Origin of the sequence: Leclercia sp. TB492 (assembly GCF_049974505.2) — a bacterium.
GTDB classification, from domain to species: domain Bacteria; phylum Pseudomonadota; class Gammaproteobacteria; order Enterobacterales; family Enterobacteriaceae; genus Enterobacter; species Enterobacter adecarboxylatus_C.
In genome coordinates this window covers 4,379,257-4,400,937 of record NZ_CM127572.1, presented here as the reverse complement: position 1 = coordinate 4,400,937, position 21,681 = coordinate 4,379,257, and the positions used below count along the sequence as shown (strand labels likewise).

Annotated in this window: 22 protein-coding genes; 16 read left to right on the top strand and 6 right to left on the bottom strand. The window is 58.2% G+C overall.

The window, feature by feature from the left end; genetic code table 11:
* Positions 1–70 precede the first annotated feature (70 nt).
* Together zntA and ACP4QI_RS20905 are read right to left on the bottom strand one after the other, a co-directional pair.
* On the bottom strand, positions 71–2,254 hold the full coding sequence (gene zntA / locus ACP4QI_RS20910) for a Zn(II)/Cd(II)/Pb(II) translocating P-type ATPase ZntA (protein WP_426495874.1): 2,184 nt from the start codon (positions 2,252–2,254) through the stop codon (positions 71–73).
* Between the two features lie 76 nt (positions 2,255–2,330).
* A complete protein-coding gene (locus tag ACP4QI_RS20905) occupies positions 2,331–2,957 on the bottom strand; it encodes a lysoplasmalogenase (protein ID WP_142487431.1) in 627 nt (208 codons plus the stop codon).
* A 127-nt stretch (positions 2,958–3,084) separates the two neighbouring features.
* On the opposite strand from ACP4QI_RS20905, the gene ACP4QI_RS20900 reads away from it, so the two are divergent.
* Complete coding sequence (locus tag ACP4QI_RS20900; RefSeq protein ID WP_142487430.1) at positions 3,085–3,444, top strand: DUF2500 domain-containing protein; 360 nt, start codon at positions 3,085–3,087, stop codon at positions 3,442–3,444.
* 62 nt (positions 3,445–3,506) lie between these two features.
* Here ACP4QI_RS20900 and ACP4QI_RS20895 read toward each other — a convergent pair whose 3' ends face one another.
* Together ACP4QI_RS20895 and rsmD are read right to left on the bottom strand one after the other, a co-directional pair.
* Complete coding sequence (locus tag ACP4QI_RS20895; RefSeq protein ID WP_032614948.1) at positions 3,507–3,788, bottom strand: DUF1145 family protein; 282 nt, start codon at positions 3,786–3,788, stop codon at positions 3,507–3,509.
* Positions 3,772–4,374: a 16S rRNA (guanine(966)-N(2))-methyltransferase gene (rsmD, locus tag ACP4QI_RS20890; protein WP_142487429.1), complete on the bottom strand. Its 603-nt coding sequence runs from the start codon at positions 4,372–4,374 to the stop codon at positions 3,772–3,774. The genes ACP4QI_RS20895 and rsmD overlap by 17 nt, the downstream gene beginning before the upstream one ends.
* A gap of 136 nt (positions 4,375–4,510) precedes the next feature.
* Here rsmD and ftsY point away from each other — a divergent pair, with 136 nt between their 5' ends.
* From ftsY to ACP4QI_RS20865, 5 genes are all read left to right on the top strand, one after another.
* Positions 4,511–6,025 (top strand): signal recognition particle-docking protein FtsY, encoded by a 1,515-nt coding sequence (gene ftsY, locus ACP4QI_RS20885; protein WP_426495873.1) that lies wholly within the window; start codon positions 4,511–4,513, stop codon positions 6,023–6,025.
* A 2-nt stretch (positions 6,026–6,027) separates the two neighbouring features.
* On the top strand, positions 6,028–6,693 hold the full coding sequence (gene ftsE, locus ACP4QI_RS20880) for a cell division ATP-binding protein FtsE (RefSeq protein WP_106995258.1): 666 nt from the start codon (positions 6,028–6,030) through the stop codon (positions 6,691–6,693).
* Entirely contained in the window at positions 6,686–7,744 is a 1,059-nt protein-coding gene (gene ftsX, locus ACP4QI_RS20875) for a permease-like cell division protein FtsX (RefSeq protein WP_156264806.1), read from the top strand. Before ftsE ends, ftsX begins: the two co-directional genes overlap by 8 nt.
* A gap of 254 nt (positions 7,745–7,998) precedes the next feature.
* A complete protein-coding gene (rpoH, locus tag ACP4QI_RS20870; RefSeq protein ID WP_106995256.1) occupies positions 7,999–8,856 on the top strand; it encodes an RNA polymerase sigma factor RpoH in 858 nt (285 codons plus the stop codon).
* A 297-nt stretch (positions 8,857–9,153) separates the two neighbouring features.
* The gene (locus tag ACP4QI_RS20865) at positions 9,154–10,254 is read left to right on the top strand and encodes a branched-chain amino acid ABC transporter substrate-binding protein (RefSeq protein WP_142487426.1); all 1,101 of its coding nucleotides are present in this window, start codon (positions 9,154–9,156) and stop codon (positions 10,252–10,254) included.
* Between the two features lie 87 nt (positions 10,255–10,341).
* On the opposite strand, the gene panM is transcribed toward ACP4QI_RS20865, so the two are convergent.
* The gene (panM, locus tag ACP4QI_RS20860; protein WP_142487425.1) at positions 10,342–10,725 is read right to left on the bottom strand and encodes an aspartate 1-decarboxylase autocleavage activator PanM; all 384 of its coding nucleotides are present in this window, start codon (positions 10,723–10,725) and stop codon (positions 10,342–10,344) included.
* Positions 10,726–11,148: 423 nt separating this feature from the next.
* On the opposite strand from panM, the gene livK reads away from it, so the two are divergent.
* The 10 genes from livK to ugpQ all read left to right on the top strand — a co-directional run bounded on the left by livK (position 11,149) and on the right by ugpQ (position 21,197).
* Entirely contained in the window at positions 11,149–12,258 is a 1,110-nt protein-coding gene (gene livK, locus ACP4QI_RS20855) for a high-affinity branched-chain amino acid ABC transporter substrate-binding protein LivK (protein ID WP_142487424.1), read from the top strand.
* A 50-nt stretch (positions 12,259–12,308) separates the two neighbouring features.
* Entirely contained in the window at positions 12,309–13,235 is a 927-nt protein-coding gene (gene livH, locus ACP4QI_RS20850) for a high-affinity branched-chain amino acid ABC transporter permease LivH (RefSeq protein ID WP_039032510.1), read from the top strand.
* The gene (locus tag ACP4QI_RS20845; RefSeq protein ID WP_231313505.1) at positions 13,232–14,509 is read left to right on the top strand and encodes a high-affinity branched-chain amino acid ABC transporter permease LivM; all 1,278 of its coding nucleotides are present in this window, start codon (positions 13,232–13,234) and stop codon (positions 14,507–14,509) included. Before livH ends, ACP4QI_RS20845 begins: the two co-directional genes overlap by 4 nt.
* Positions 14,506–15,273 (top strand): high-affinity branched-chain amino acid ABC transporter ATP-binding protein LivG, encoded by a 768-nt coding sequence (livG, locus tag ACP4QI_RS20840; RefSeq protein ID WP_142487422.1) that lies wholly within the window; start codon positions 14,506–14,508, stop codon positions 15,271–15,273. Before ACP4QI_RS20845 ends, livG begins: the two co-directional genes overlap by 4 nt.
* Position 15,274: 1 nt before the next feature.
* A complete protein-coding gene (gene livF, locus ACP4QI_RS20835) occupies positions 15,275–15,988 on the top strand; it encodes a high-affinity branched-chain amino acid ABC transporter ATP-binding protein LivF (RefSeq protein ID WP_156264803.1) in 714 nt (237 codons plus the stop codon).
* A 253-nt stretch (positions 15,989–16,241) separates the two neighbouring features.
* Positions 16,242–17,558, top strand: coding sequence for a sn-glycerol-3-phosphate ABC transporter substrate-binding protein UgpB (gene ugpB, locus ACP4QI_RS20830; protein WP_285129046.1), 1,317 nt, complete (start codon positions 16,242–16,244; stop codon positions 17,556–17,558).
* Positions 17,559–17,658: 100 nt separating this feature from the next.
* Entirely contained in the window at positions 17,659–18,546 is an 888-nt protein-coding gene (ugpA, locus tag ACP4QI_RS20825; RefSeq protein WP_142487418.1) for a sn-glycerol-3-phosphate ABC transporter permease UgpA, read from the top strand.
* A complete protein-coding gene (ugpE, locus tag ACP4QI_RS20820) occupies positions 18,543–19,388 on the top strand; it encodes a sn-glycerol-3-phosphate ABC transporter permease UgpE (RefSeq protein ID WP_142487417.1) in 846 nt (281 codons plus the stop codon). Before ugpA ends, ugpE begins: the two co-directional genes overlap by 4 nt.
* 1 nt (position 19,389) lies before the next feature.
* Positions 19,390–20,460, top strand: a complete 1,071-nt coding sequence (locus ACP4QI_RS20815) for a sn-glycerol-3-phosphate import ATP-binding protein UgpC (protein WP_142487416.1) — start codon at positions 19,390–19,392, stop codon at positions 20,458–20,460.
* Complete coding sequence (gene ugpQ, locus ACP4QI_RS20810) at positions 20,457–21,197, top strand: glycerophosphodiester phosphodiesterase (protein WP_156264800.1); 741 nt, start codon at positions 20,457–20,459, stop codon at positions 21,195–21,197. The genes ACP4QI_RS20815 and ugpQ overlap by 4 nt, the downstream gene beginning before the upstream one ends.
* Here ugpQ and ACP4QI_RS20805 read toward each other — a convergent pair.
* Positions 21,194–21,571 (bottom strand): DUF2756 family protein, encoded by a 378-nt coding sequence (locus ACP4QI_RS20805; RefSeq protein ID WP_106995241.1) that lies wholly within the window; start codon positions 21,569–21,571, stop codon positions 21,194–21,196. The genes ugpQ and ACP4QI_RS20805 overlap by 4 nt on opposite strands.
* Positions 21,572–21,681: the final 110 nt, after the last annotated feature.

Below are 21,681 nucleotides of genomic sequence, written 5' to 3'. Positions count from 1 at the left end.
TAATGCCGGGCGGCGCTACGGTTCATGGGTTTTTGTAGGCCCGGTAAGCGTAGCGCCACCGGGCATTTTTTTACCTCTGGCGCAACAGCCGCAACGCGTTCGCGGTCACCAGCACCGTCGCCCCGGTATCCGCCAGCACCGCCAGCCACAATCCCGTCATGCCCAGCAGGGTCGTCACCAGGAAAATCCCCTTCAACCCCAGCGCGATGGCGATGTTCTGCCGGATATTGGCGCGGGTGGCGCGGGCCAGACCGATCATCTGCGCCAGCCCGGTCAGGCGGTTGTGGGTGAGCGCCGCATCGGCGGTCTCCAGCGCCACGTCGGTGCCGCTACCCATCGCAATGCCAAGCGTTGCCGCCTTCATCGCCGGGGCGTCGTTAATCCCGTCCCCGACCATCGCCAGCGGCGCTTGCGCATTCAGGGCCGTTACCGCCTGCACTTTATCGGCTGGCAGCAGCCCCGCCCGGTAATCCAGCGCCAGCTCGCCGGCAATGGCTGCGGCGGCGCGCGGGTTATCGCCGGTCAGGATCACGCCGTTGACGCCGAGCTGATGCAGGGCGCTAACGGCCTCTTTCGCGTCATTACGCAGGGTATCACGCAGGGCGATCAGACCTTTTGCCTCGCCGTCCTGAACCACCATCACTACCGTCTGCCCGGCCTGCTCCAGGGTACCGATTTGCGCCGCCAGGTGCGGAGCAGGGAATTTATCTGCCGCGCAAATGAGCACCTTGCTGCCCGCGACTTCGGCTTCGATCCCCGAGCCCATCAGCGCCCGCTGGCCGGTAGCCGTCGGAACAGCCAGCCCGCAGGTCTGCGCTTCACGCACAATCGCCTGCGCCAGCGGGTGGGTGGAACCTTGCTCCACCGCGGCGGCGAGCGCCAGCAGATCCTGCTCGCTCATCTCCGAATAAATGCCCGTCACCTGCGGCTTGCCCACCGTCAGGGTGCCGGTCTTGTCGAATGCCACCTGCTGCACCTGCGCCAGCTGCTCCAGTGCGGCACCGCCCTTAATCAGCGCCCCACGGCGTGCGGCGGCCGCCAGCCCGGAGGTGATGGCCGCCGGGGTGGAGATCACCAGCGCACACGGGCAGCCAATCAGCAGCAGGGTCAGCCCTTTGTAGATCCAGCCCTCCCAGGGCGCGCTGAACAGCAGCGGCGGCACTACGGCGACCAGCAGAGCAATCAGCATAATCACCGGGGTATAGATCCGGCTGAAGCGGTCGATGAAGCGCTCCACCGGGGCGCGGCGCTCTTCCGCCTCTTCGATCAGCTTCAGGATGCGGTCGATAGCGCTGTCGCCCGGTTCGGACAAGACCGTCAGCTGTACCAGACGATCGACGCTGGTGGCCCCCGCCGGGACTTTTTCACCCGCCGCACGGTCGACCGGAATGGATTCGCCGGTGAGGGCGCTTTCATCAAAGCTGGCCGCGGCGGTGAGCAGCGTCCCGTCAGCAGGCAGACGACCCCCGGCGGCAACTTCAATCACATCCCCCGGACGCAGCGCGGCAATAGACACGGTTTTACGCTCGCCATTAATGACCTGAGTTGCAGTTTCAGGCTTCAGCGCCATCAGCGCGCTGACCCCTTTACGCGCCCGGCTTGCCGCCCAGCCTTCGAGCCGCTCGCCAATCAAAAACAGCAGCAAGACCATCGCCGCTTCCGCCGTGGCGCCGATAAACAGCGCCCCGATGGCGGCCACGCTCATCAGGGTTTCAATGGCGAACCAGCTGCCGCTTTTCATCAGGCGCAGCGCCTGGCGGGCCACCGGCCAGAGCCCGACCAGAGTGGTGGCGATAAAGGCGAGATTGCCGAGCGGGTGGTTGAACTGCTCCAACCCCCAGCTTATGCCCATCAGCAGAACCAGCGTGATGAGCGGCAGATTGTCGCGCAGCACCGAGGCTTTTTCGGCGGGAGCGTTCTCATTGCGCAGCGTATAGCCCGCATTGATGACCGCCGCTTCGACCTGGGCGCTGACGTTGCTGTCGGCATCGACCAGCAGTTTTTCGGTAGCAAACAGGACCTGGACATGATTGACGCCCACCACCTGGCGGACGGCGGTTTCCACTTTGCGAGCGCAGGCGGCACAGTCCATGCCGTTGACCACCCAGCTGTAACGCTGGCCCTGGACGGGCGCCACGGGTTCGGCCTGCACAGGACCGTGATCCGCGGCGCAGCAGGCCTCTTTGGCGGGAAGGGGGGCGAGCTTAAGTGCCGAAAACTGCGGCACTTTTTTTGGCGTTTCTGGAGTCGACATGGCACTCTCCGGCAATGATAATTTTCTCATTAACCGCAGTATGCACTCTGGAGTCGACTCCAGAGTCAAGCGCTATTTAAATATACAGCGAACGCACGATCAGGAAATGCCCGGCGAAGTAGCAGGCGGCGGCAATGGCATTATCGGCGCCGAAACGGCGACGATAGTGGCTACCCAGCCAGACGATATTGCCCAGCAGCAGGAGCGTGGCGCCGATGAAGGCCGACAGGGCAGGAGCCGTCGGACGGAAGAACCACAGCTCGCCCGCCAGCCAGACCATCACCAGGGTCATGGCGATAAAGGTACATACCGCCCAGCGCAGCTCCTCCAGACGCGACCAGATCACGGCGATCAGCAGCGCGCCAATGACCAGCAGCGCCAGCGGCAGCGGCCAGAAGAACGACAGCGTCATCTGGCTGGCGAAATAGATGGTATAAAGCAGGTGCGATAAGAAGAACGCCCCCACGGCATAGAGCAGACGCTGGCGCGGCAGCAGGGTCAGAGCATCGCCCACCAGCGACGCGCAGAGCCCGGCGAGCACCAGGTAACTGATGGCGTTAAACATCGGCGCTTGCCAGGCCAGCAGTAACAGGAGCAACAAGGTGACGGGTTTAAACAGCCAGCGCTGCCAGGCAGGGCCGCGGTAGGACGCATCGACATACAGCCATGCGGAGAAACAGACAGCGATAAATGACCAAAGCATATTAAGTCCCTGTATCTGTTATTGTTGAACAAACAGTTTCACTTCAGTGTAGTGGTGCAGACGGGCCAATAGCAATGCACAGCGTGGCACGCTATCCTGATTTCAGCCTGGTCTTAAGGATTGTCTAATGAGCAAGATGCCGCTTTTTTTTATTATCGTGCTGGCGATTATCGTCATTGCCGCCTCGTTTCGCTTTGTGCAGCAGCGTCGGGAAAAGGCGGATAACGACGCCGCCCCGCTGCAGCAAAAGCAGGTGGTGGTGAGCAATAAACGGGAAAAAGCGCTCAACGATCGCCGATCGCGGCAGCAGCAGGTGACGCCCGCTGGCACTGCAATGCGCTATGAGGCGAGCTTTAAGCCGGAGAGCGGCGGTCTGGAGATGACTTTTCGCCTCGACGAGAAGCAGTATCATCAACTGACGGTGGGGGATAAAGGGACGTTGAGCTACAAAGGGTCGCGGTTTGAGGGGTTTAGTCCGGCGCCGTGATTATCGACCCGGACGAACCGTAGGCCCGGTAAGCATCGCGCCACCGGGCAACAGCGCGCAGATTACTTCTTCGCCTGCGCCTTAAACTTATTCATCCACACCAGCAGTTCAAACACGCCAAAAATAAACACCCGCAGCTGCTGCCAGCCGGTCATTTTCGGGCCATCCTTCGGCATGCCGTTTTTGAGCATCACCATCTGCAGGGCGTGCATAAATGAGGTGAAGATCAGCGCCACGTTGACGAAGATATTCATCGGACGCGGGAAGGGGTGGACGAGGTTAAGCAACAAAAAGGCCCAGACCCCGATCATCAGCAAACGACCCAGATTAATCAGTACCGGCATCAGTCTCTCCTTGTGATTGACGGTGATAAAGACGATAGGCGACCTGGCCGGCCACTTTTTCCCGGTGCAGATCCCAGTGGGCGGGCACCGGCGGTAAACCATTTTCTACCTCGCTCTCGACGTAGATTAGCGCATCATCCGCCAGCCAGCCGTTGTTTTCCAGCAGCGTCAGCGTCTCTTCCAGCAGCCCTTTGCGAAAAGGCGGATCGACAAACACCACATCGTGCGGCCTGCCCGCCTGCGCAAGGAAGGCGAGGGTGTTGGTATTTTCGACTTTCGCGTGCGCGGCCTTCAGGGTGACCAGGTTTTGCTGCAACTGCTGGGCCACGCTGCGATCCATCTCCAGCAGCGTGGCGCTGGCGGCGTAGCGCGACAGGGCTTCGAGACCCAGCGCACCGCTTCCGGCGAAGCAATCCAGGCAGCGGGCATCTACCATTGAAGGTGCCAGCCAGTTAAACAGCGTCTCGCGAACGCGGTCGGTGGTTGGGCGCAGACCGGGGCTATCCGGTACCGGCAGTTTACGGCCTCGCCACTGGCCGCCGATAATGCGTATCTGGCCCGCTGCGGCACGGTTGGGTTTCTTCATATCTTTGCTCGGGAACACCGACGGCCTGCGCTTGCAGGCGGTGATGTGCGTTAAGTTAAGTGATAAACTATTTCATCATTTTTTTAGCTTCCATGTATATAGCGCCAGTAATTAACCGCGAGGGGTGTAGTCGCAGATGGCAAAAGAGAAAAAACGTGGCTTCTTTTCCTGGCTGGGCTTTGGTCAAAAAGAGCAGGAAACCGAGCAGCAGAACGAAGAACAACAGATCGCCGAACAGCCTGCCGCTGTTGAACAGCCGCAGCCTGAAACCCCTGTTGAGACCATCGCTGACGTAGAAGCAGAAGCGCGCACCCACAGCCAGCAAGAGACTGAAGCCTTCGCTGAAGAGGTGGTTGAGGTCACAGAGCAGGTCCAGGAGAGCGAAAAACCACAGCCGGTTGAGCCAGAGCCTGTGATCGTTGAGCCAGAGCCAGTGGCCGTTGCGTCAGAGCCTGTGGAAGAGAGTGTCGAGCCGGTCGCTGAGGTGGAACCTCCGCAGGCGGTTGAGCATGAAGAATTACCGCTGCCGGAAGAGATCCTCGATGAAATTGAGGAAGCGATCCCGGAAGAGTACCTGCCAGAGACCGACGTTGAAGAGCCCATTAGCGATGAAGAGCTCGAAGCTCAGGCGCTGGCGGCCGCAGCCGCTGAAGAAGCGGTGCTTGTCGTCCCGGTAGCCGAAGAGGAAGAGCCGGTTGAAGAGCTTGCCCAGGAGCAGGAAAAACCAACCAAAGAAGGTTTCTTCGCGCGCCTGAAACGCAGCCTGATCAAAACCAAAGAGAACCTCGGTTCCGGATTTATCAGTCTGTTCCGCGGTAAGAAAATCGACGATGATCTCTTTGAAGAGCTGGAAGAACAGCTGCTGATTGCCGACGTTGGTGTGGAAACCACCCGTAAAATCATCAACAGTCTGACGGAGAGCGCCAGCCGTAAACAGCTGCGTGACGCCGAGGCGCTGTACGGCCTGCTGAAAGAAGAGATGGGTGAAATCCTCGCAAAAGTTGACGAACCGCTTAATATTGAAGGCAAAATGCCATTTGTTATTCTGATGGTCGGCGTTAACGGCGTGGGTAAAACTACCACTATCGGCAAGCTGGCGCGTCAGTTCGAACAGCAGGGCAAATCGGTGATGCTGGCCGCGGGCGATACCTTCCGTGCCGCCGCCGTAGAGCAGCTGCAGGTGTGGGGCCAGCGCAACAACATTCCGGTGATTGCCCAGCACACCGGGGCGGATTCCGCCTCCGTGATCTTTGACGCTATTCAGGCGGCCAAAGCGCGTAATGTGGATGTGCTGATTGCCGATACCGCAGGGCGTTTGCAGAACAAATCGCACCTGATGGAAGAGCTGAAGAAGATCGTCCGGGTAATGAAAAAGCTGGACGAAGATGCACCGCATGAAATTATGCTGACTATTGATGCCAGCACCGGGCAGAACGCCATCAGTCAGGCGAAGCTGTTCCACGAAGCGGTAGGATTGACCGGGATCACGCTGACCAAGCTGGATGGCACCGCGAAAGGCGGGGTGATCTTCTCGGTGGCCGATCAGTTTGGTATTCCTATCCGCTACATCGGTGTTGGCGAACGTATCGAAGATTTACGTCCGTTTAAATCGGGCGACTTTATTGAGGCACTTTTTGCCCGAGAGGATTAACAATGATTCGCTTTGAACACGTCAGCAAGGCCTATCTCGGTGGGAGACAAGCGCTGCAGGGGATTAACTTTCACCTGCAGCCGGGCGAGATGGCATTTCTGACCGGCCACTCCGGCGCAGGGAAAAGTACCCTGCTCAAGCTTATCTGCGGGATCGAGCGGCCCAGCGCCGGGAAAATCTGGTTTAGCGGCCACGACATTAGTCGTCTGAAAAACCGTGAAGTGCCGTTTCTGCGTCGGCAGATCGGCATGATTTTCCAGGATCACCATCTGCTGATGGACCGCACGGTATTCGACAACGTGGCAATCCCGCTGATTATTGCGGGCGCCAGCGGGGATGACATTCGTCGTCGCGTGTCGGCGGCGCTGGATAAGGTCGGGCTGCTGGACAAAGCGAAGAACTTCCCGATCCAGCTCTCCGGCGGTGAACAGCAGCGCGTCGGCATTGCCCGCGCGGTGGTGAACAAACCGGCGGTGCTGCTGGCGGATGAACCTACCGGTAACCTGGACGACGCCCTTTCCGAAGGGATCCTGCGTCTGTTTGAGGAGTTTAACCGCGTTGGGGTGACAGTACTGATGGCGACGCACGACATGGGGCTTATCTCCCGTCGTTCGTACCGCATGCTGACGCTGAGCGACGGTCATTTGCACGGAGGCCTCGGTGAATAAGCGTGACGCAATAAACCAGATGCGGCAGTTTGGCAGCAAGCTTGACCGTTTTCGTAAATCGGCGGGCGGCCCGGGCGATGGCAACCGCAATGCGCCGAAGCGCAGCAAAGCCGCGCCAAAACCCAACTCGCGCAAGTCCAACGTCTTTAACGAGCAGGTGCGGTACGCCTTCCAGGGTGCGCTGCAGGATCTGAAAAGCAAACCGCTGGCCACCTTCCTGACGGTGATGGTGATCGCCATCTCCCTGACCCTGCCCAGCGTCTGCTACATGGTCTACAAAAACGTTAACCAGGCGGCGTCGCAGTACTATCCCTCCCCGCAGATTACCGTTTATCTCGACAAAGCGCTCGACGATAACGCGGCGGCGCAGGTGGTGGGGCAGCTGCAGGCGGAGCAGGGCGTTGAGAAGGTAAACTACCTGTCGCGGGATGAGGCGCTGGGCGAGTTCCGCAACTGGTCCGGCTTTGGCGGCGCGCTGGATATGCTGGAGGAGAACCCCCTGCCCGCAGTGGCGGTGGTGATCCCGAAACTGGACTTCCAGGGCACCGAGTCGCTGAACACCCTGCGCGATCGCGTCTCCCGCATCAACGGCATCGATGAAGTGCGGATGGATGACAGCTGGTTTGCCCGTCTGACGGCGCTGACCGGCCTTGTCGGGCGCGTGGCGGCAATGATCGGCGTGCTGATGGTCGCGGCGGTGTTCCTCGTTATCGGCAACAGCGTCCGTCTGAGCATCTTCGCCCGTCGCGATACCATCAACGTGCAAAAGCTGATCGGCGCAACCGACGGTTTTATCCTGCGCCCGTTCCTGTATGGCGGCGCACTGCTCGGTTTTTCCGGCGCATTTCTTTCACTGATTTTGTCAGAAATTTTGGTGATGCGTCTTTCCGCAGCGGTCACCGACGTGGCGCAGGTTTTCGGAACTAAGTTTAATATCAGTGGCTTAGCATTCGATGAGTGCCTGTTGCTGCTGCTGGTGTGCTCGATGATCGGCTGGATCGCAGCATGGTTAGCGACTGTGCAACATTTACGTCACTTTACCCCTGACTAAAAAATCTCTGGTATAATCTTTCCCTGCATTGAGAATCACCGTGCAGGGAAAGAGCCCCTGTTGTCTCTTACCCCGCATAATCATCCCCATGTCACATTTTGTGCGTAATTTATTCACAGTTTCACTCGGAACTTGTGGATAAAATCACTGTCTGATAAAAGAGTGAATGATATTCTCGTTGCTCATTAATTCTGGCATGTTCGTTGCCTGATGGGGACAAACCGCCGCCAGAAAGAATCGATTGAGAGGAATGAATGACCAAAGAAATGCAAACTTTAGCTTTAGCCCCTGTTGGTAACCTGGAATCATATATCCGGGCTGCGAACACCTGGCCGATGTTAACGGCCGAGGAAGAAAAGGAGCTTGCTGAAAAGCTGCATTACCAGGGCGATCTGGAAGCAGCTAAGACGCTGATCCTGTCTCACCTGCGCTTTGTTGTTCACGTTGCTCGTAACTACGCGGGCTACGGCCTGCCGCAGGCTGACCTGATCCAGGAAGGCAACATCGGCCTGATGAAGGCGGTGCGTCGCTTCAACCCGGAAGTGGGTGTGCGTCTGGTCTCCTTCGCCGTGCACTGGATCAAAGCGGAAATCCACGAATACGTGCTGCGTAACTGGCGTATCGTGAAGGTCGCGACCACTAAAGCACAGCGTAAACTGTTCTTTAACCTGCGTAAAACCAAGCAGCGTCTGGGCTGGTTTAACCAGGATGAAGTAGAAATGGTTGCCCGCGAGCTGGGTGTTTCCAGCAAAGACGTGCGCGAGATGGAATCCCGTATGGCCGCGCAGGACATGACCTTTGATATGTCCTCTGACGACGATGCGTCAGACAGCCAGCCGATGGCCCCGGTCCTGTATCTGCAGGATAAATCGTCCAACTTTGCCGACGGCATTGAAGACGACAACTGGGAAGAGCAGGCCGCCAACAAGCTGACCTTTGCAATGGAAGGTCTCGACGAGCGTAGCCAGGATATTATCCGTGCCCGCTGGCTGGACGAAGACAACAAGTCCACCCTGCAGGAGCTGGCCGATCGCTACGGTGTCTCCGCTGAACGTGTGCGTCAGCTTGAGAAAAACGCCATGAAAAAACTTCGCGCCGCTATCGAAGCGTAATTTTCGCGAAGTCCCCGATAACCCTCGAATGCAGATTCGGGGGTTTTGTTTTTTTAGCGCCTCTTCTCGCGAATTCCCTTCTCCTCGCAAACACTTATCGAACTGTTGTGCGCTGACTCGTTAAAGCCTCGCTTACCTTATATACATTTCAAAATAGCTATTCCAAATAGATAAAAATGGGGTATGTTTTAGCAGAGTATGCTGAAAAGGCGCGTACAGCAGACGCATAATCGAAATAAAGCGCCATAAAACAACATCACAACAAACACAATAACCATCACAATGGGGATTCTCAGGATGAATATGAAGGGTAAAGCCTTACTGGCAGGATGTATCGCGTTGGCATTCAGCACCATGGCTCAGGCGGATATCAAAGTGGCCGTGGTTGGCGCCATGTCCGGTCCGGTAGCGCAGTACGGCGATCAGGAGTTCACCGGTGCAGAGCAGGCGGTTGCCGACATTAATGCCAAGGGCGGTATCAAAGGCGAAAAGCTGCAGATCGTAAAATATGATGATGCCTGTGACCCGAAACAAGCGGTTGCAGTCGCCAACAAAGTGGTCAACGACGGCATCAAATACGTGATCGGCCACCTGTGCTCCTCCTCCACGCAGCCTGCGTCTGACATCTACGAAGACGAAGGCATTCTGATGATCACTCCTGCCGCCACCGCGCCGGAACTGACCGCCCGTGGCTACAAGATGGTGATGCGTACTACCGGTCTGGACTCTGACCAGGGCCCAACCGCCGCGAAATATATTGTCGATAAAGTGAAGCCGCAGCGTATCGCCATTGTCCATGACAAGCAGCAGTACGGTGAAGGCCTGGCGCGTTCCGTGCAAGACAACCTGAAAAAATCCAATGCCAACGTGGTGTTCTTCGACGGTATTACCGCCGGTGAGAAAGATTTCTCTACCATGGTGGCGCGTCTGAAGAAAGAGAACATCGATTTCGTCTACTACGGTGGTTACCACCCGGAGATGGGCCAGCTCCTGCGTCAGGCGCGTGCTGCCGGTCTGAAAACGCAGTTCATGGGCCCGGAAGGGGTGGCGAACGTCTCCCTGTCTAACATCGCCGGTGAATCGGCTGAAGGCCTGCTGGTCACCAAACCGAAGAATTACGACCAGGTTCCAGCCAACAAACCGATCGTAGACGCGATCAAAGCTAAGAAACAGGATCCAAGCGGCGCGTTCGTCTGGACCACCTACGCTGCGCTGCAAACTCTGCAGGCGGGCCTGAATCAGTCTGCGGAACCGGCTGACATCGCCACCTGGCTGAAAGCGAACTCCGTTGAGACCGTGATGGGGCCGCTGTCATGGGATGAGAAGGGCGATCTGAAAGGCTTTGAGTTCGGCGTGTTTGACTGGCATGCCAATGGTACAGCAACCGACGCTAAGTGATGTTAGCGCCGGGTGGCGGCTTCGCCTTACCCGGCCTACATATAGCACGTCGTAGGCCCGGTAAGCGTAGCGCCACCGGGCATTTTTTTAATGCTTTTCCCACCCGTTGCTTTGCGCCGTAAACCCCAGGGCCTGCATAAAGGCTGCCATCACGCCCCTGTCTTCCACGCCGACATCCGCCATCCACCACGAGGCCACGCTCGGGTTATCGCGCATCACTTCTTCAATCAAATATTGCCCCACGCCGCGACGGCGGGTGACCTCCCGCACGCGCAGGGAGTCCAGCGCTCCTTGCGTACCGCTCAGCGTTACCCGCACCGCCCCTAACAGCCGCTCGTTAAAGCGCGCAGCATAAATACGGTGTGTTTCATCAACGGTGAGCGAGGAGGGAGAATATTCCGGCCAGATCTTGTTGAGGTCGATATGATCCTGGTCGCTAAATTTCTCCAGACGGTGGATGGTCAGTTTCATTAGCCGCTTGTCCAAATCAAAAAGAGTGCTGGCAGTGTCTCAATTTATTCTGTCAGACGCTTCCACTTTTTAAACCCATTCCCCAGCTGATTACTTTTTTAGCGTTACGTTGCGTAGTCTTAAAACGCAGGGATCGAAAAATAAGCAGAATTTTAACCTAAAAGGCAGCGTTTTATTCGGCGCTTTGTACCGTTATTTTATGCTGCAACTCGCGCTTTTATTTGTTTATCTCTGCCTGATTTCAGAATATTATCTTTGCTTAATAGCCTGAAATATAGAGATTTTAGTCTGGTTTTAGGCAAAAAACTGCGCTAAACCATTAAAGGCAATAGCAAAAGTTGCGTTGTTTAATAAAAGTACAGAATGCTTTTTAACCATAATAAAACAAAATATATACATCACGTCACGAATGGGGATTCCTGGATGAGAATGAACGCGAAAACATTAGTCGCGGGGATGGTTGCACTGGCGATTTCGCAGTCAGCTATGGCGGAAGATATTAAAGTTGCCGTGGTAGGGGCGTTATCCGGCCCTGTTGCCCAGTGGGGCGATATGGAGTTCAACGGCGCGCGCCAGGCCATTAAGGACATCAACGCCAAAGGCGGCATTAAGGGTGACAAACTGGTCGGCGTGGAATATGACGATGCCTGTGACCCGAAACAAGCCGTCGCCGTCGCCAACAAAATTGTTAACGATGGCATTCAGTATGTGATTGGCCATCTCTGCTCGTCCTCTACCCAGCCTGCGTCCGACATCTATGAAGACGAAGGCATCCTGATGATCACGCCGGGCGCTACTAACCCTGAACTGACCCAGCGCGGCTATCAGTACATCATGCGTACCGCCGGTCTTGACTCCTCCCAGGGACCCACCGCGGCGAAATACATCATCGAAACCGTCAAGCCGCAGCGCATCGCTATCATTCACGATAAGCAGCAGTACGGTGAAGGGCTGGCTCGCTCGGTGCAGGACGGCCTGAAAAAAGGCGGCGCGAACGTCGTCTTCTTCGACGGCATCACTGCGGGCGAGAAAGACTTCTCGGCGCTGCTGGCGCGTCTGCAGAAAGAGAACATCGACTTCGTTTACTACGGCGGCTACTACCCGGAAATGGGCCAGATGCTGCGCCAGGCCCGTGCTGTCGGCCTGAAAACCCAGTTTATGGGCCCGGAAGGGGTGGGTAACGCCTCGCTGTCGAACATCGCGGGCGACGCGGGCGAAGGCATGCTGGTGACAATGCCAAAACGCTATGACCAGGATCCGGCCAACGCTGCTATCGTCGATGCCCTGAAAGCGGAGAAGAAAGACGCGAGTGGTCCATACGTGTGGATCACCTATGCCGCCGTGCAGTCTCTGGCGACCGCCATGGATCGTACCGGCAGCAAAGAACCGCAGGATCTGATTAAAGATTTAAAAGCACACGGGGCTGACACCGTGATTGGGCCGCTGAACTGGGACGAGAAAGGCGATCTGAAGGGATTTGAGTTTGGTGTCTTTAAGTGGCACGCCGACGGTTCATCCTCGGTCGCCAAATAATCATTATCCCACCGCCCGGCAGGACCGGGCGGGAATAGAAAGGTTATCTTATGTCCGAGCAGTTTCTCTATTTTTTGCAGCAGATGTTTAACGGCGTCACGCTGGGAAGCACCTATGCACTGATCGCCATCGGCTATACGATGGTGTACGGCATTATCGGCATGATCAACTTCGCCCACGGCGAGGTGTACATGATCGGCAGCTATGTCTCCTTTATGATTATCGCCGCGCTGATGATGATGGGCATCGACAGCAGCTGGCTGCTGGTGGCTGCCGGGTTTGTCGGCGCGATTGTAATTGCGAGTGCCTACGGCTGGAGCATCGAACGCGTGGCCTACCGGCCCGTGCGCAGCTCCAAGCGCCTGATCGCGCTGATCTCCGCCATCGGGATGTCCATCTTCCTGCAAAACTACGTCAGCCTGACCGAAGGCTCACGCGACGTGGCGCTGCCAAGCCTGTTCAACGGCCAGTGGATTGTCGGGGCCAGCGAGAACTTCTCGGCGTCGATCACCACCATGCAGCTGGTGATCTGGATTGTCACCTTCCTCGCCATGCTGGCGCTGACCCTTTTCATCCGCTACTCCCGCATGGGCCGCGCCTGTCGCGCCTGCGCGGAAGACCTGAAGATGGCGAGCCTGCTGGGTATCAACACCGACCGCGTGATTGCCCTGACCTTCGTGATTGGTGCGGCGATGGCGGCGGTGGCTGGCGTGCTCCTCGGTCAGTTCTACGGCGTAATCAACCCGTACATCGGCTTTATGGCCGGGATGAAAGCCTTTACCGCAGCGGTGCTGGGCGGGATCGGCAGTATTCCAGGTGCCATGATCGGCGGCCTGATCCTCGGCGTGGCCGAAGCGCTCTCCTCTGCGTACCTGAGTACCGAATATAAAGACGTGGTGTCGTTTGCCCTGCTGATTCTGGTTCTGCTGGTCATGCCTACCGGTATTCTGGGTCGTCCGGAGGTAGAGAAAGTATGAAACCGATGCATTTTGCCATGGCGCTGCTCTCAGCGGCGATGTTCTTTATCCTGGCGGCCGTCTTTATGGGCGTTCAGCTGGAGCTGAGCGGCACTAAGCTGGTAGTGGATTCCGCGTCGGATATCCGCTGGCAGTGGGTCTTTGTCGGCACCGCGGTGGTCTTCTTCTTCCAGCTGCTGCGTCCGGTGTTCCAGAAGACACTGAAAAGCGTCTCCGGGCCGAAGTTTGTCCTGCCAGCGATTGACGGCTCGACCGTCAAACAGAAGCTGTTCCTGGTGGCGCTGCTGGTGGCTGCCGTGGCCTGGCCGTTCGTGGTCTCCCGTGGCACGGTGGATATCGCCACCCTGACCATGATTTACGTGATCCTCGGCCTCGGTCTGAACGTGGTGGTGGGCCTGTCCGGCCTGCTGGTGCTGGGCTACGGCGGCTTCTACGCCATCGGCGCTTACACCTTCGCCCTGCTGAACCACTATTACGGTCTCGGCTTCTGGACCTGTCTGCCGCTGGCGGGGCTGGTCTCTGCTGCCGCCGGTTTCCTGCTTGGTTTCCCGGTGCTGCGTCTGCGCGGCGACTATCTGGCGATTGTGACCTTAGGCTTCGGTGAAATCGTCCGTATCCTGCTGCTCAACAATACCGAAGTGACCGGCGGCCCGAACGGTATCAGCCAGATCCCGAAACCGACCTTCTTCGGCCTGGAGTTCAGCCGTTCCGCGCGTGAAGGCGGCTGGGACACCTTCAGCAACTTCTTTGGTATCAAGTACGACCCGTCCGACCGCGTGATCTGGCTCTATCTGGTGGCGCTGCTGCTGGTGGTCATCACCCTGTTCGTGATTAACCGTCTGCTGCGCATGCCGCTGGGCCGTGCGTGGGAAGCGCTGCGTGAAGATGAGATCGCCTGTCGCTCCCTGGGCCTGAACCCGACCCGCATCAAGCTGACCGCCTTTACCATCAGCGCCGCGTTTGCCGGTTTCGCCGGAACCCTGTTTGCCGCGCGTCAGGGCTTTGTCAGCCCGGAATCCTTCACCTTTGCGGAGTCAGCTTTCGTGCTGGCGATTGTAGTGCTCGGCGGGATGGGCTCGCAGTTCGCGGTGATTCTCGCGGCTGTCCTGCTGGTGGTCTCCCGTGAGCTGATGCGTGACTTTAACGAATACAGCATGCTGATGCTGGGTGGTTTGATGGTACTGATGATGATCTGGCGTCCGCAGGGCTTGCTGCCGATGACCCGTCCACAGCTGAAACTGAAAAACGGGCAAGCGAAAGGAGAGCAGGCATGAGTCAGCCATTATTATCCGTTAACGGCCTGATGATGCGTTTTGGCGGCCTGCTGGCGGTCAACAACGTCTCGCTGGATCTGCACCAGAAAGAGATTGTCTCCCTGATCGGCCCGAACGGTGCCGGTAAAACCACGGTCTTTAACTGTCTGACCGGTTTCTACAAGCCGACGGGCGGTACCATCATGCTGCGCGATCAGCACCTCGAAGGCTTACCGGGCCAGCAGATTGCCCGCATGGGCGTGGTGCGTACCTTCCAGCACGTGCGTCTGTTCCGCGAGATGACGGTAATTGAGAACCTGCTGGTGGCGCAGCATCAGCAGTTGAAAACCGGGCTCTTCGCCGGCCTGCTGAAAACCCCGGCGTTTCGCCGGGCGCAGGACGAAGCATTGGATCGCGCCGCCACCTGGCTCGACCGTATCGGCCTGCTGCAGCACGCCAACCGTCAGGCCAGCAACCTGGCCTACGGCGATCAGCGTCGTCTGGAGATTATCCGCTGCATGGTAACGCAGCCGGAGATCCTGATGCTCGACGAACCGGCGGCGGGGCTGAACCCGAAAGAGACCAAAGAGCTGGACGAGCTGATCGTCGAACTGCGTGACCATCACGACACCACCATCCTGCTGATTGAGCATGATATGAAACTGGTGATGGGCATTTCTGACCGCATCTACGTGGTGAACCAGGGCACGCCGCTGGCGAACGGTACGCCGGAAGAGATTCGCAACAACCCGGACGTGATCCGCGCATACCTTGGTGAGGCATAAGATGGAAAAAGCGATGTTAACGTTCGACAAGGTCAATGCGCATTACGGCAAGATCCAGGCCCTGCACGACGTCAGCCTGCACATCAATCAGGGTGAAATCGTCACCCTGATCGGGGCTAACGGCGCGGGGAAAACCACGCTGCTCGGTACCCTGTGCGGCGATCCGCGCGCCACCAGCGGACGTATCGTCTTTGATGGTAAAGACATTACCGACTGGCAGACGGCGAAAATCATGCGCGAAGCGGTGGCGATAGTCCCGGAAGGGCGTCGCGTCTTCTCGCGTATGACGGTAGAAGAGAACCTGGCGATGGGCGGCTTCTTTGCCGAGCGCGAGCAGTTCCAGACCCGCATCAAGCGCGTCTACGATCTCTTCCCGCGCCTGTTTGAGCGCCGTATTCAGCGGGCAGGCACCATGTCCGGCGGGGAACAGCAGATGCTGGCTATCGGCCGCGCGCTGATGAGCCAGCCGCGTCTGCTGCTGCTCGACGAACCTTCGCTCGGGCTGGCGCCGATCATCATCCAGCAGATCTTCGACACCATCGAACAGCTGCGTAGCGAAGGGATGACCATCTTCCTCGTGGAGCAGAACGCCAACCAGGCGCTGAAGCTCGCGGATCGCGGCTACGTGCTGGAGAATGGCCGCGTGGTGCTGGAAGACACCGGTGACGCGCTGCTGGCGAACGAAGCGGTGCGGAGTGCGTATTTAGGCGGTTGAGCCGTCTGTGTTGCCCGGCGGCGCTACGCTTACCGGGCCTACAACAGCGTGCCATACGTAGGCCGGGTAAGGCGAAGCCGCCACCTGGCTTTTTTTGCCGCACATCCCCTTCATATTTCCATCATCCCTCTGACCTCCTGCTGTCATATCTCTGTAAACAAACGGTTATTTTTCTGTAATTCGAGCATGTCATGTTACCTCGCGAGCACAAAACGCGTGATATCGCGCATCCGGCACAATAAGAGAGATGACAATGACATCGTTACGACACACAGCTTTGGGTCTGGCAATGGGTCTGGTTTTTGCGACTAACGCAATGGCCGTCACCACTATTCCGTTCTGGCATTCCATGGAAGGGGAGTTGGGTAAAGAAGTTGACTCCCTGGCGCAACGTTTCAACGACACCCATCCGGATTACAAAATTGTGCCGGTGTACAAAGGCAACTACGAGCAGAGCCTGAGCGCGGGTATCGCCGCATTCCGTACCGGCAACGCCCCGGCGCTGTTACAGGTTTACGAAGTTGGCACCGCCACTATGATGGCCTCTAAAGCCATCAAGCCGGTCTATGAAGTGTTTAAGGACGCGGGCATCAACTTCGACGAATCCCAATTCGTGCCGACCGTCTCCGGTTACTACACCGATTCCAAATCCGGCCATCTGCTCTCTCAGCCGTTTAACAGCTCCACCCCGGTGCTGTACTACAACAAAGACGCCTTCAAAAAAGCCGGTTTAGATCCTGAGCAGCCGCCAAAAACCTGGCAGGATCTGGCCGAGTACACCGCGAAGCTGAAAGCGGCGGGGATGAAGTGCGGCTACGCCAGCGGCTGGCAGGGCTGGATCCAGATCGAGAACTTCAGCGCCTGGCATGGCCAGCCGGTCGCCACTGAGAACAACGGTTTCAACGGCACCAATGCGGTACTGGAATTCAACAAGCCGGAGCAGGTGAAGCATATCGCTCTGTTGCAGGAGCTGAACAAGAAGGGCGATTTCAGCTACTTCGGGCGTAAAGACGAATCTACCGAGAAGTTCTACAGCGGCGATTGCGCGATTACCACCGCCTCTTCCGGCTCGCTGGCGGATATCCGCCACTACGCCAAATTCAACTACGGCGTGGGCATGATGCCGTACGATGCCGACTCGAAAGGCGCGCCGCAGAACGCCATCATCGGCGGGGCCAGCCTGTGGGTGATGCAGGGTAAAGACAAGGACACCTATAAGGGCGTAGCGGAGTTCCTCGACTTCCTGGCAAAACCGGAAAACGCAGCCGAATGGCACCAGAAGACCGGCTATCTGCCGATCACCAAAGCCGCGTATGACCTGACCCGCGAGCAGGGCTTCTACGACAAAAACCCGGGCGCAGACATCGCCACGCGCCAGATGCTGAACAAGCCACCGTTGCCGTACACCAAAGGCCTGCGCCTGGGCAACATGCCGCAAATCCGTACCATCGTGGATGAAGAGCTGGAGAGCGTGTGGACCGGTAAGAAATCCCCACAGCAGGCACTGGATGCTGCAGTAGAGCGTGGCAACCAACTGCTGCGCCGCTTTGAGCAGTCGACCAAATCGTAATGTGAAATGCCGGGTGGCGGCTTCGCCTTACCCGGCCTACGCGAACCTGTAGGCCGGATAAGCGTAGCGCCATCCGGCGCTGTTCAGGAACTCAATCCCCATGTCATCTTCCCGTCCGGTGTTCCGTTCCCGTTGGCTGCCGTACCTGCTGGTCGCGCCGCAACTGGTCATCACCGTCATCTTCTTTATCTGGCCTGCGGGCGAAGCGCTGTGGTACTCGGTACAGAGCGTCGATCCGTTCGGGCTCTCCAGCCAGTTCGTCGGCCTGGATAACTTCGCCGCCCTGTGGCACGACAGCTACTATCTCGATGCCTTCTGGACGACGATCAAATTCAGCACCCTGGTCACCGTCAGCGGTCTTCTCGCCTCGCTGTTTTTCGCCGCGCTGGTGGATTACGTGGTGCGCGGCAGCCGTCTGTATCAAACCCTGATGCTGCTGCCCTATGCCGTAGCGCCGGCGGTCGCCGCCGTGCTGTGGATCTTCCTGTTTAACCCGGGGCGCGGACTGATCACCCATTTCCTTGGCGAGTTCGGCTATGACTGGAACCATGCCCAGAATAGCGGTCAGGCGATGTTCCTGGTGGTCTTCGCCTCGGTGTGGAAGCAGATCAGCTACAACTTCCTGTTCTTCTTTGCCGCGCTGCAGTCCATTCCGCGCTCGCTGGTAGAAGCCGCGGCGATTGACGGCGCAGGCCCGGTCCGCCGCTTCTTCAGGCTGGCGCTGCCGCTGATCGCCCCGGTGAGTTTCTTCCTGCTGGTGGTCAACCTGGTCTACGCCTTCTTCGACACCTTCCCGGTGATCGACGCCGCCACCGCCGGCGGCCCGGTACAGGCCACCACCACGCTTATCTACAAGATCTATCGCGAAGGTTTTGCCGGTCTGGATCTCTCGGCCTCTGCCGCCCAGTCGGTGGTGCTGATGTTCCTCGTCATCATCCTCACGGTGGTGCAGTTCCGCTATGTCGAAAGTAAGGTGCGCTACCAATGATTGAGAACCGTCGCGGGCTGACGATTTTCAGCCATACCATGCTGATTTTGGGCATCATCGTCATCCTGTTCCCGCTGTACGTGGCCTTCGTCGCCGCCACGCTGGATCGCAACGCCATCTTTGAAACCCCGATGACGCTGGTCCCGGGCGGGCATCTCTTTGAGAACATGGCGACCATCTGGACCCAGGGCGTCGGCGTTAACAGCGCCCCGTTCTGGCTGATGATGCTCAACAGCTTCATCATGGCGTTCGGCATCACGGTGGGCAAAATCACGGTGTCGATGCTGTCGGCGTTTGCCATCGTCTGGTTCCGCTTTCCGCTGCGCAACCTGTTCTTCTGGATGATCTTTATCACCCTGATGCTGCCTGTGGAGGTGCGTATCTTCCCGACGGTGGAGGTGATCGCCAACCTCGGGATGCTCGACAGCTATGCGGGGTTAACCCTGCCGCTGATGGCCTCGGCCACCGCCACTTTCCTGTTCCGTCAGTTCTTTATGACCCTGCCGGACGAGCTGATTGAGGCGGCGCGTATCGACGGTGCCTCGCCGATGCGCTTTTTCCGCGACATCGTGCTGCCGCTGTCGAAAACCAACCTCGCGGCGCTGTTTGTTATCACCTTTATCTACGGCTGGAACCAGTATCTGTGGCCGCTGCTGATTGTCCAGGACGTCAATCTCGGCACCGCCGTGGCGGGCATCAAAGGGATGATTTCAACCGGCGAAGGCACCACCCTCTGGAACCAGGTGATGGCGGCGATGCTGCTCACCCTTATCCCTCCCGTAGTCATTGTTTTAGCCATGCAGCGTGCGTTTGTCCGCGGCCTGGTCGATAGCGAGAAATAAAATGGCAGGTTTAAAATTACAGGCAGTCACCAAAAGCTGGGATGGCAAAACCCAGGTCATTCAGCCGTTAACGCTCGACGTGGCGGACGGGGAATTTATCGTGATGGTCGGCCCGTCCGGCTGCGGCAAATCCACCCTGCTGCGGATGGTGGCGGGGCTGGAGCGCGTAACGTCCGGGGATATCTGGATTGACCGCCAGCGCGTCACCGAGATGGAGCCGAAAGACCGCGGGATTGCGATGGTGTTCCAGAACTACGCCCTCTATCCGCACATGAGCGTGGAGGAGAACATGGCCTGGGGGCTGAAAATCCGCGGCATGGGCAAAAGCCATATCGACGAGCGCGTCAAAGAGGCGGCGCGCATTCTGGAGCTGGATGGTCTGCTGAAGCGCCGCCCGCGCGAGCTCTCCGGTGGCCAGCGTCAGCGCGTGGCGATGGGCCGCGCCATCGTGCGCGATCCGGCGGTGTTCCTGTTCGATGAACCGCTCTCTAATCTCGATGCCAAACTGCGCGTGCAGATGCGCCTCGAGCTGCAGCACCTGCACCGTCGCCTGAAAACGACTTCACTCTACGTCACCCACGATCAGGTGGAAGCCATGACCCTCGCCCAGCGGGTGATGGTGATGAACAAAGGCATTGCCGAGCAGATTGGCACCCCGGTGGAGGTGTATGAAAAGCCCGCCAGCCGCTTTGTGGCGAGCTTTATCGGTAGCCCGGCAATGAACCTGCTGGAGGGGCGCATCAGCGCCGCGGGGACCCATTTTGAACTGGAGAGCGGCATGGCGCTGCCGATCAACTGGTTCTATCGCGGCTATGCCGGACGCAAAATGACGCTGGGTATCCGCCCGGAACATATTGCGCTAAGCTCCCAGTCGGAAGGCGGGGTGCCGCTGGTAATGGATACCCTCGAGATGCTGGGTGCCGATAACCTGGCGCACGGACGCTGGGGCGAGCAGAAGCTGGTGGTGCGTATGTCGCATCAGGAGCGCCCGAAAGCGGGCAGCACGCTGTGGTTGCATCTGCCGGAAAATCATCTGCATTTATTCGATGGCGAAACAGGACAACGTGTATGAGTTACTGGCCTTATCCCCACATCGTCGCCCACCGTGGCGGCGGTAAACTGGCACCGGAGAACACCCTGGCGGCGATTGACGTCGGTGCGCGCTACGGCCACACCATGATCGAATTCGACGCCAAACTGTCGCAGGACGGGGAGATCTTCCTTCTGCACGATGACAACCTCGAGCGCACCAGCAACGGCTGGGGCGTGGCGGGTGAACTGCCGTGGCGCGATCTGCTGAAGGTGGATGCCGGAAGCTGGTTCAGCGGGGAGTTCAAAGGCGAGCCTTTGCCGCTGCTGGCTGAAGTGGCCGACCGCTGCCGGAAGCTAAGGATGATGGCCAATATCGAAATCAAGCCGACCACCGGCACGGGACCGCTCACCGGCAAAGTGATTGCGCTGGCGGCACGTGAGCTGTGGGAAGGCATGACCGCACCGCTACTGTCATCCTTTGAGATCGACGCCCTGGAAGCGGCGCAGGTAGCAGCACCCGAGCTGCCGCGTGGTTTACTGCTGGATGAGTGGCGTGAAGACTGGCGCGAGCTAACCACCCGGCTGGGCTGCGTGTCGCTTCATCTCAACCATCGTCTGCTGGATGAGGCGCGGGTGAAGGCAATTAAGGCCGCTGGCCTGCATATCCTGGTCTATACCGTCAACCAGCCCCAGCGGGCAGCGGAGCTGCTGCGTTGGGGCGTGGATTGTATCTGTACCGATGCGATAGCCCTGATAGGCCCGGACTTCCAGCCCTAAGGGTTATTCAGCATAGAGCCGTTCTGCTGCTGCGGCAGCATATGTTGCTGCTGCACACCGCCCGAAGACTCTACGCCGCTGAGCATCCCGCCGCTGGTGTTAGGCAGAACCTGCACGCCCGGCTGGCTCTGCTGAACCCGCAGGGTGTTGTTGTTCATCTGCGTTTGCAGATGCTGCTGCTGGACGCGGGTCTGCGTCTGCAGCTGCTGATTGAGCATCCCTGTCTGTTGCTGCTGCTGGATCATCATCTGATTTTGCATCCGCTGCTGGCTGGGGTTTTGATAGCCCGGCTGGTTGGGGTTGTTCAGGGTGTTGATGGGCTGCGCGAGCACGGCAAACGGCAGTAACGCCGCAACAAGAATCAGTCGTTTCATTGTTACTCCCTCCTTCTGAGGCCTCCTTTAAGTTTACCTCCGATCCTGCACTACGATGATTTTTTAAGAGTTATGAACCAGGCTTAAGCGGGAGCATGAGTCCCTGTACC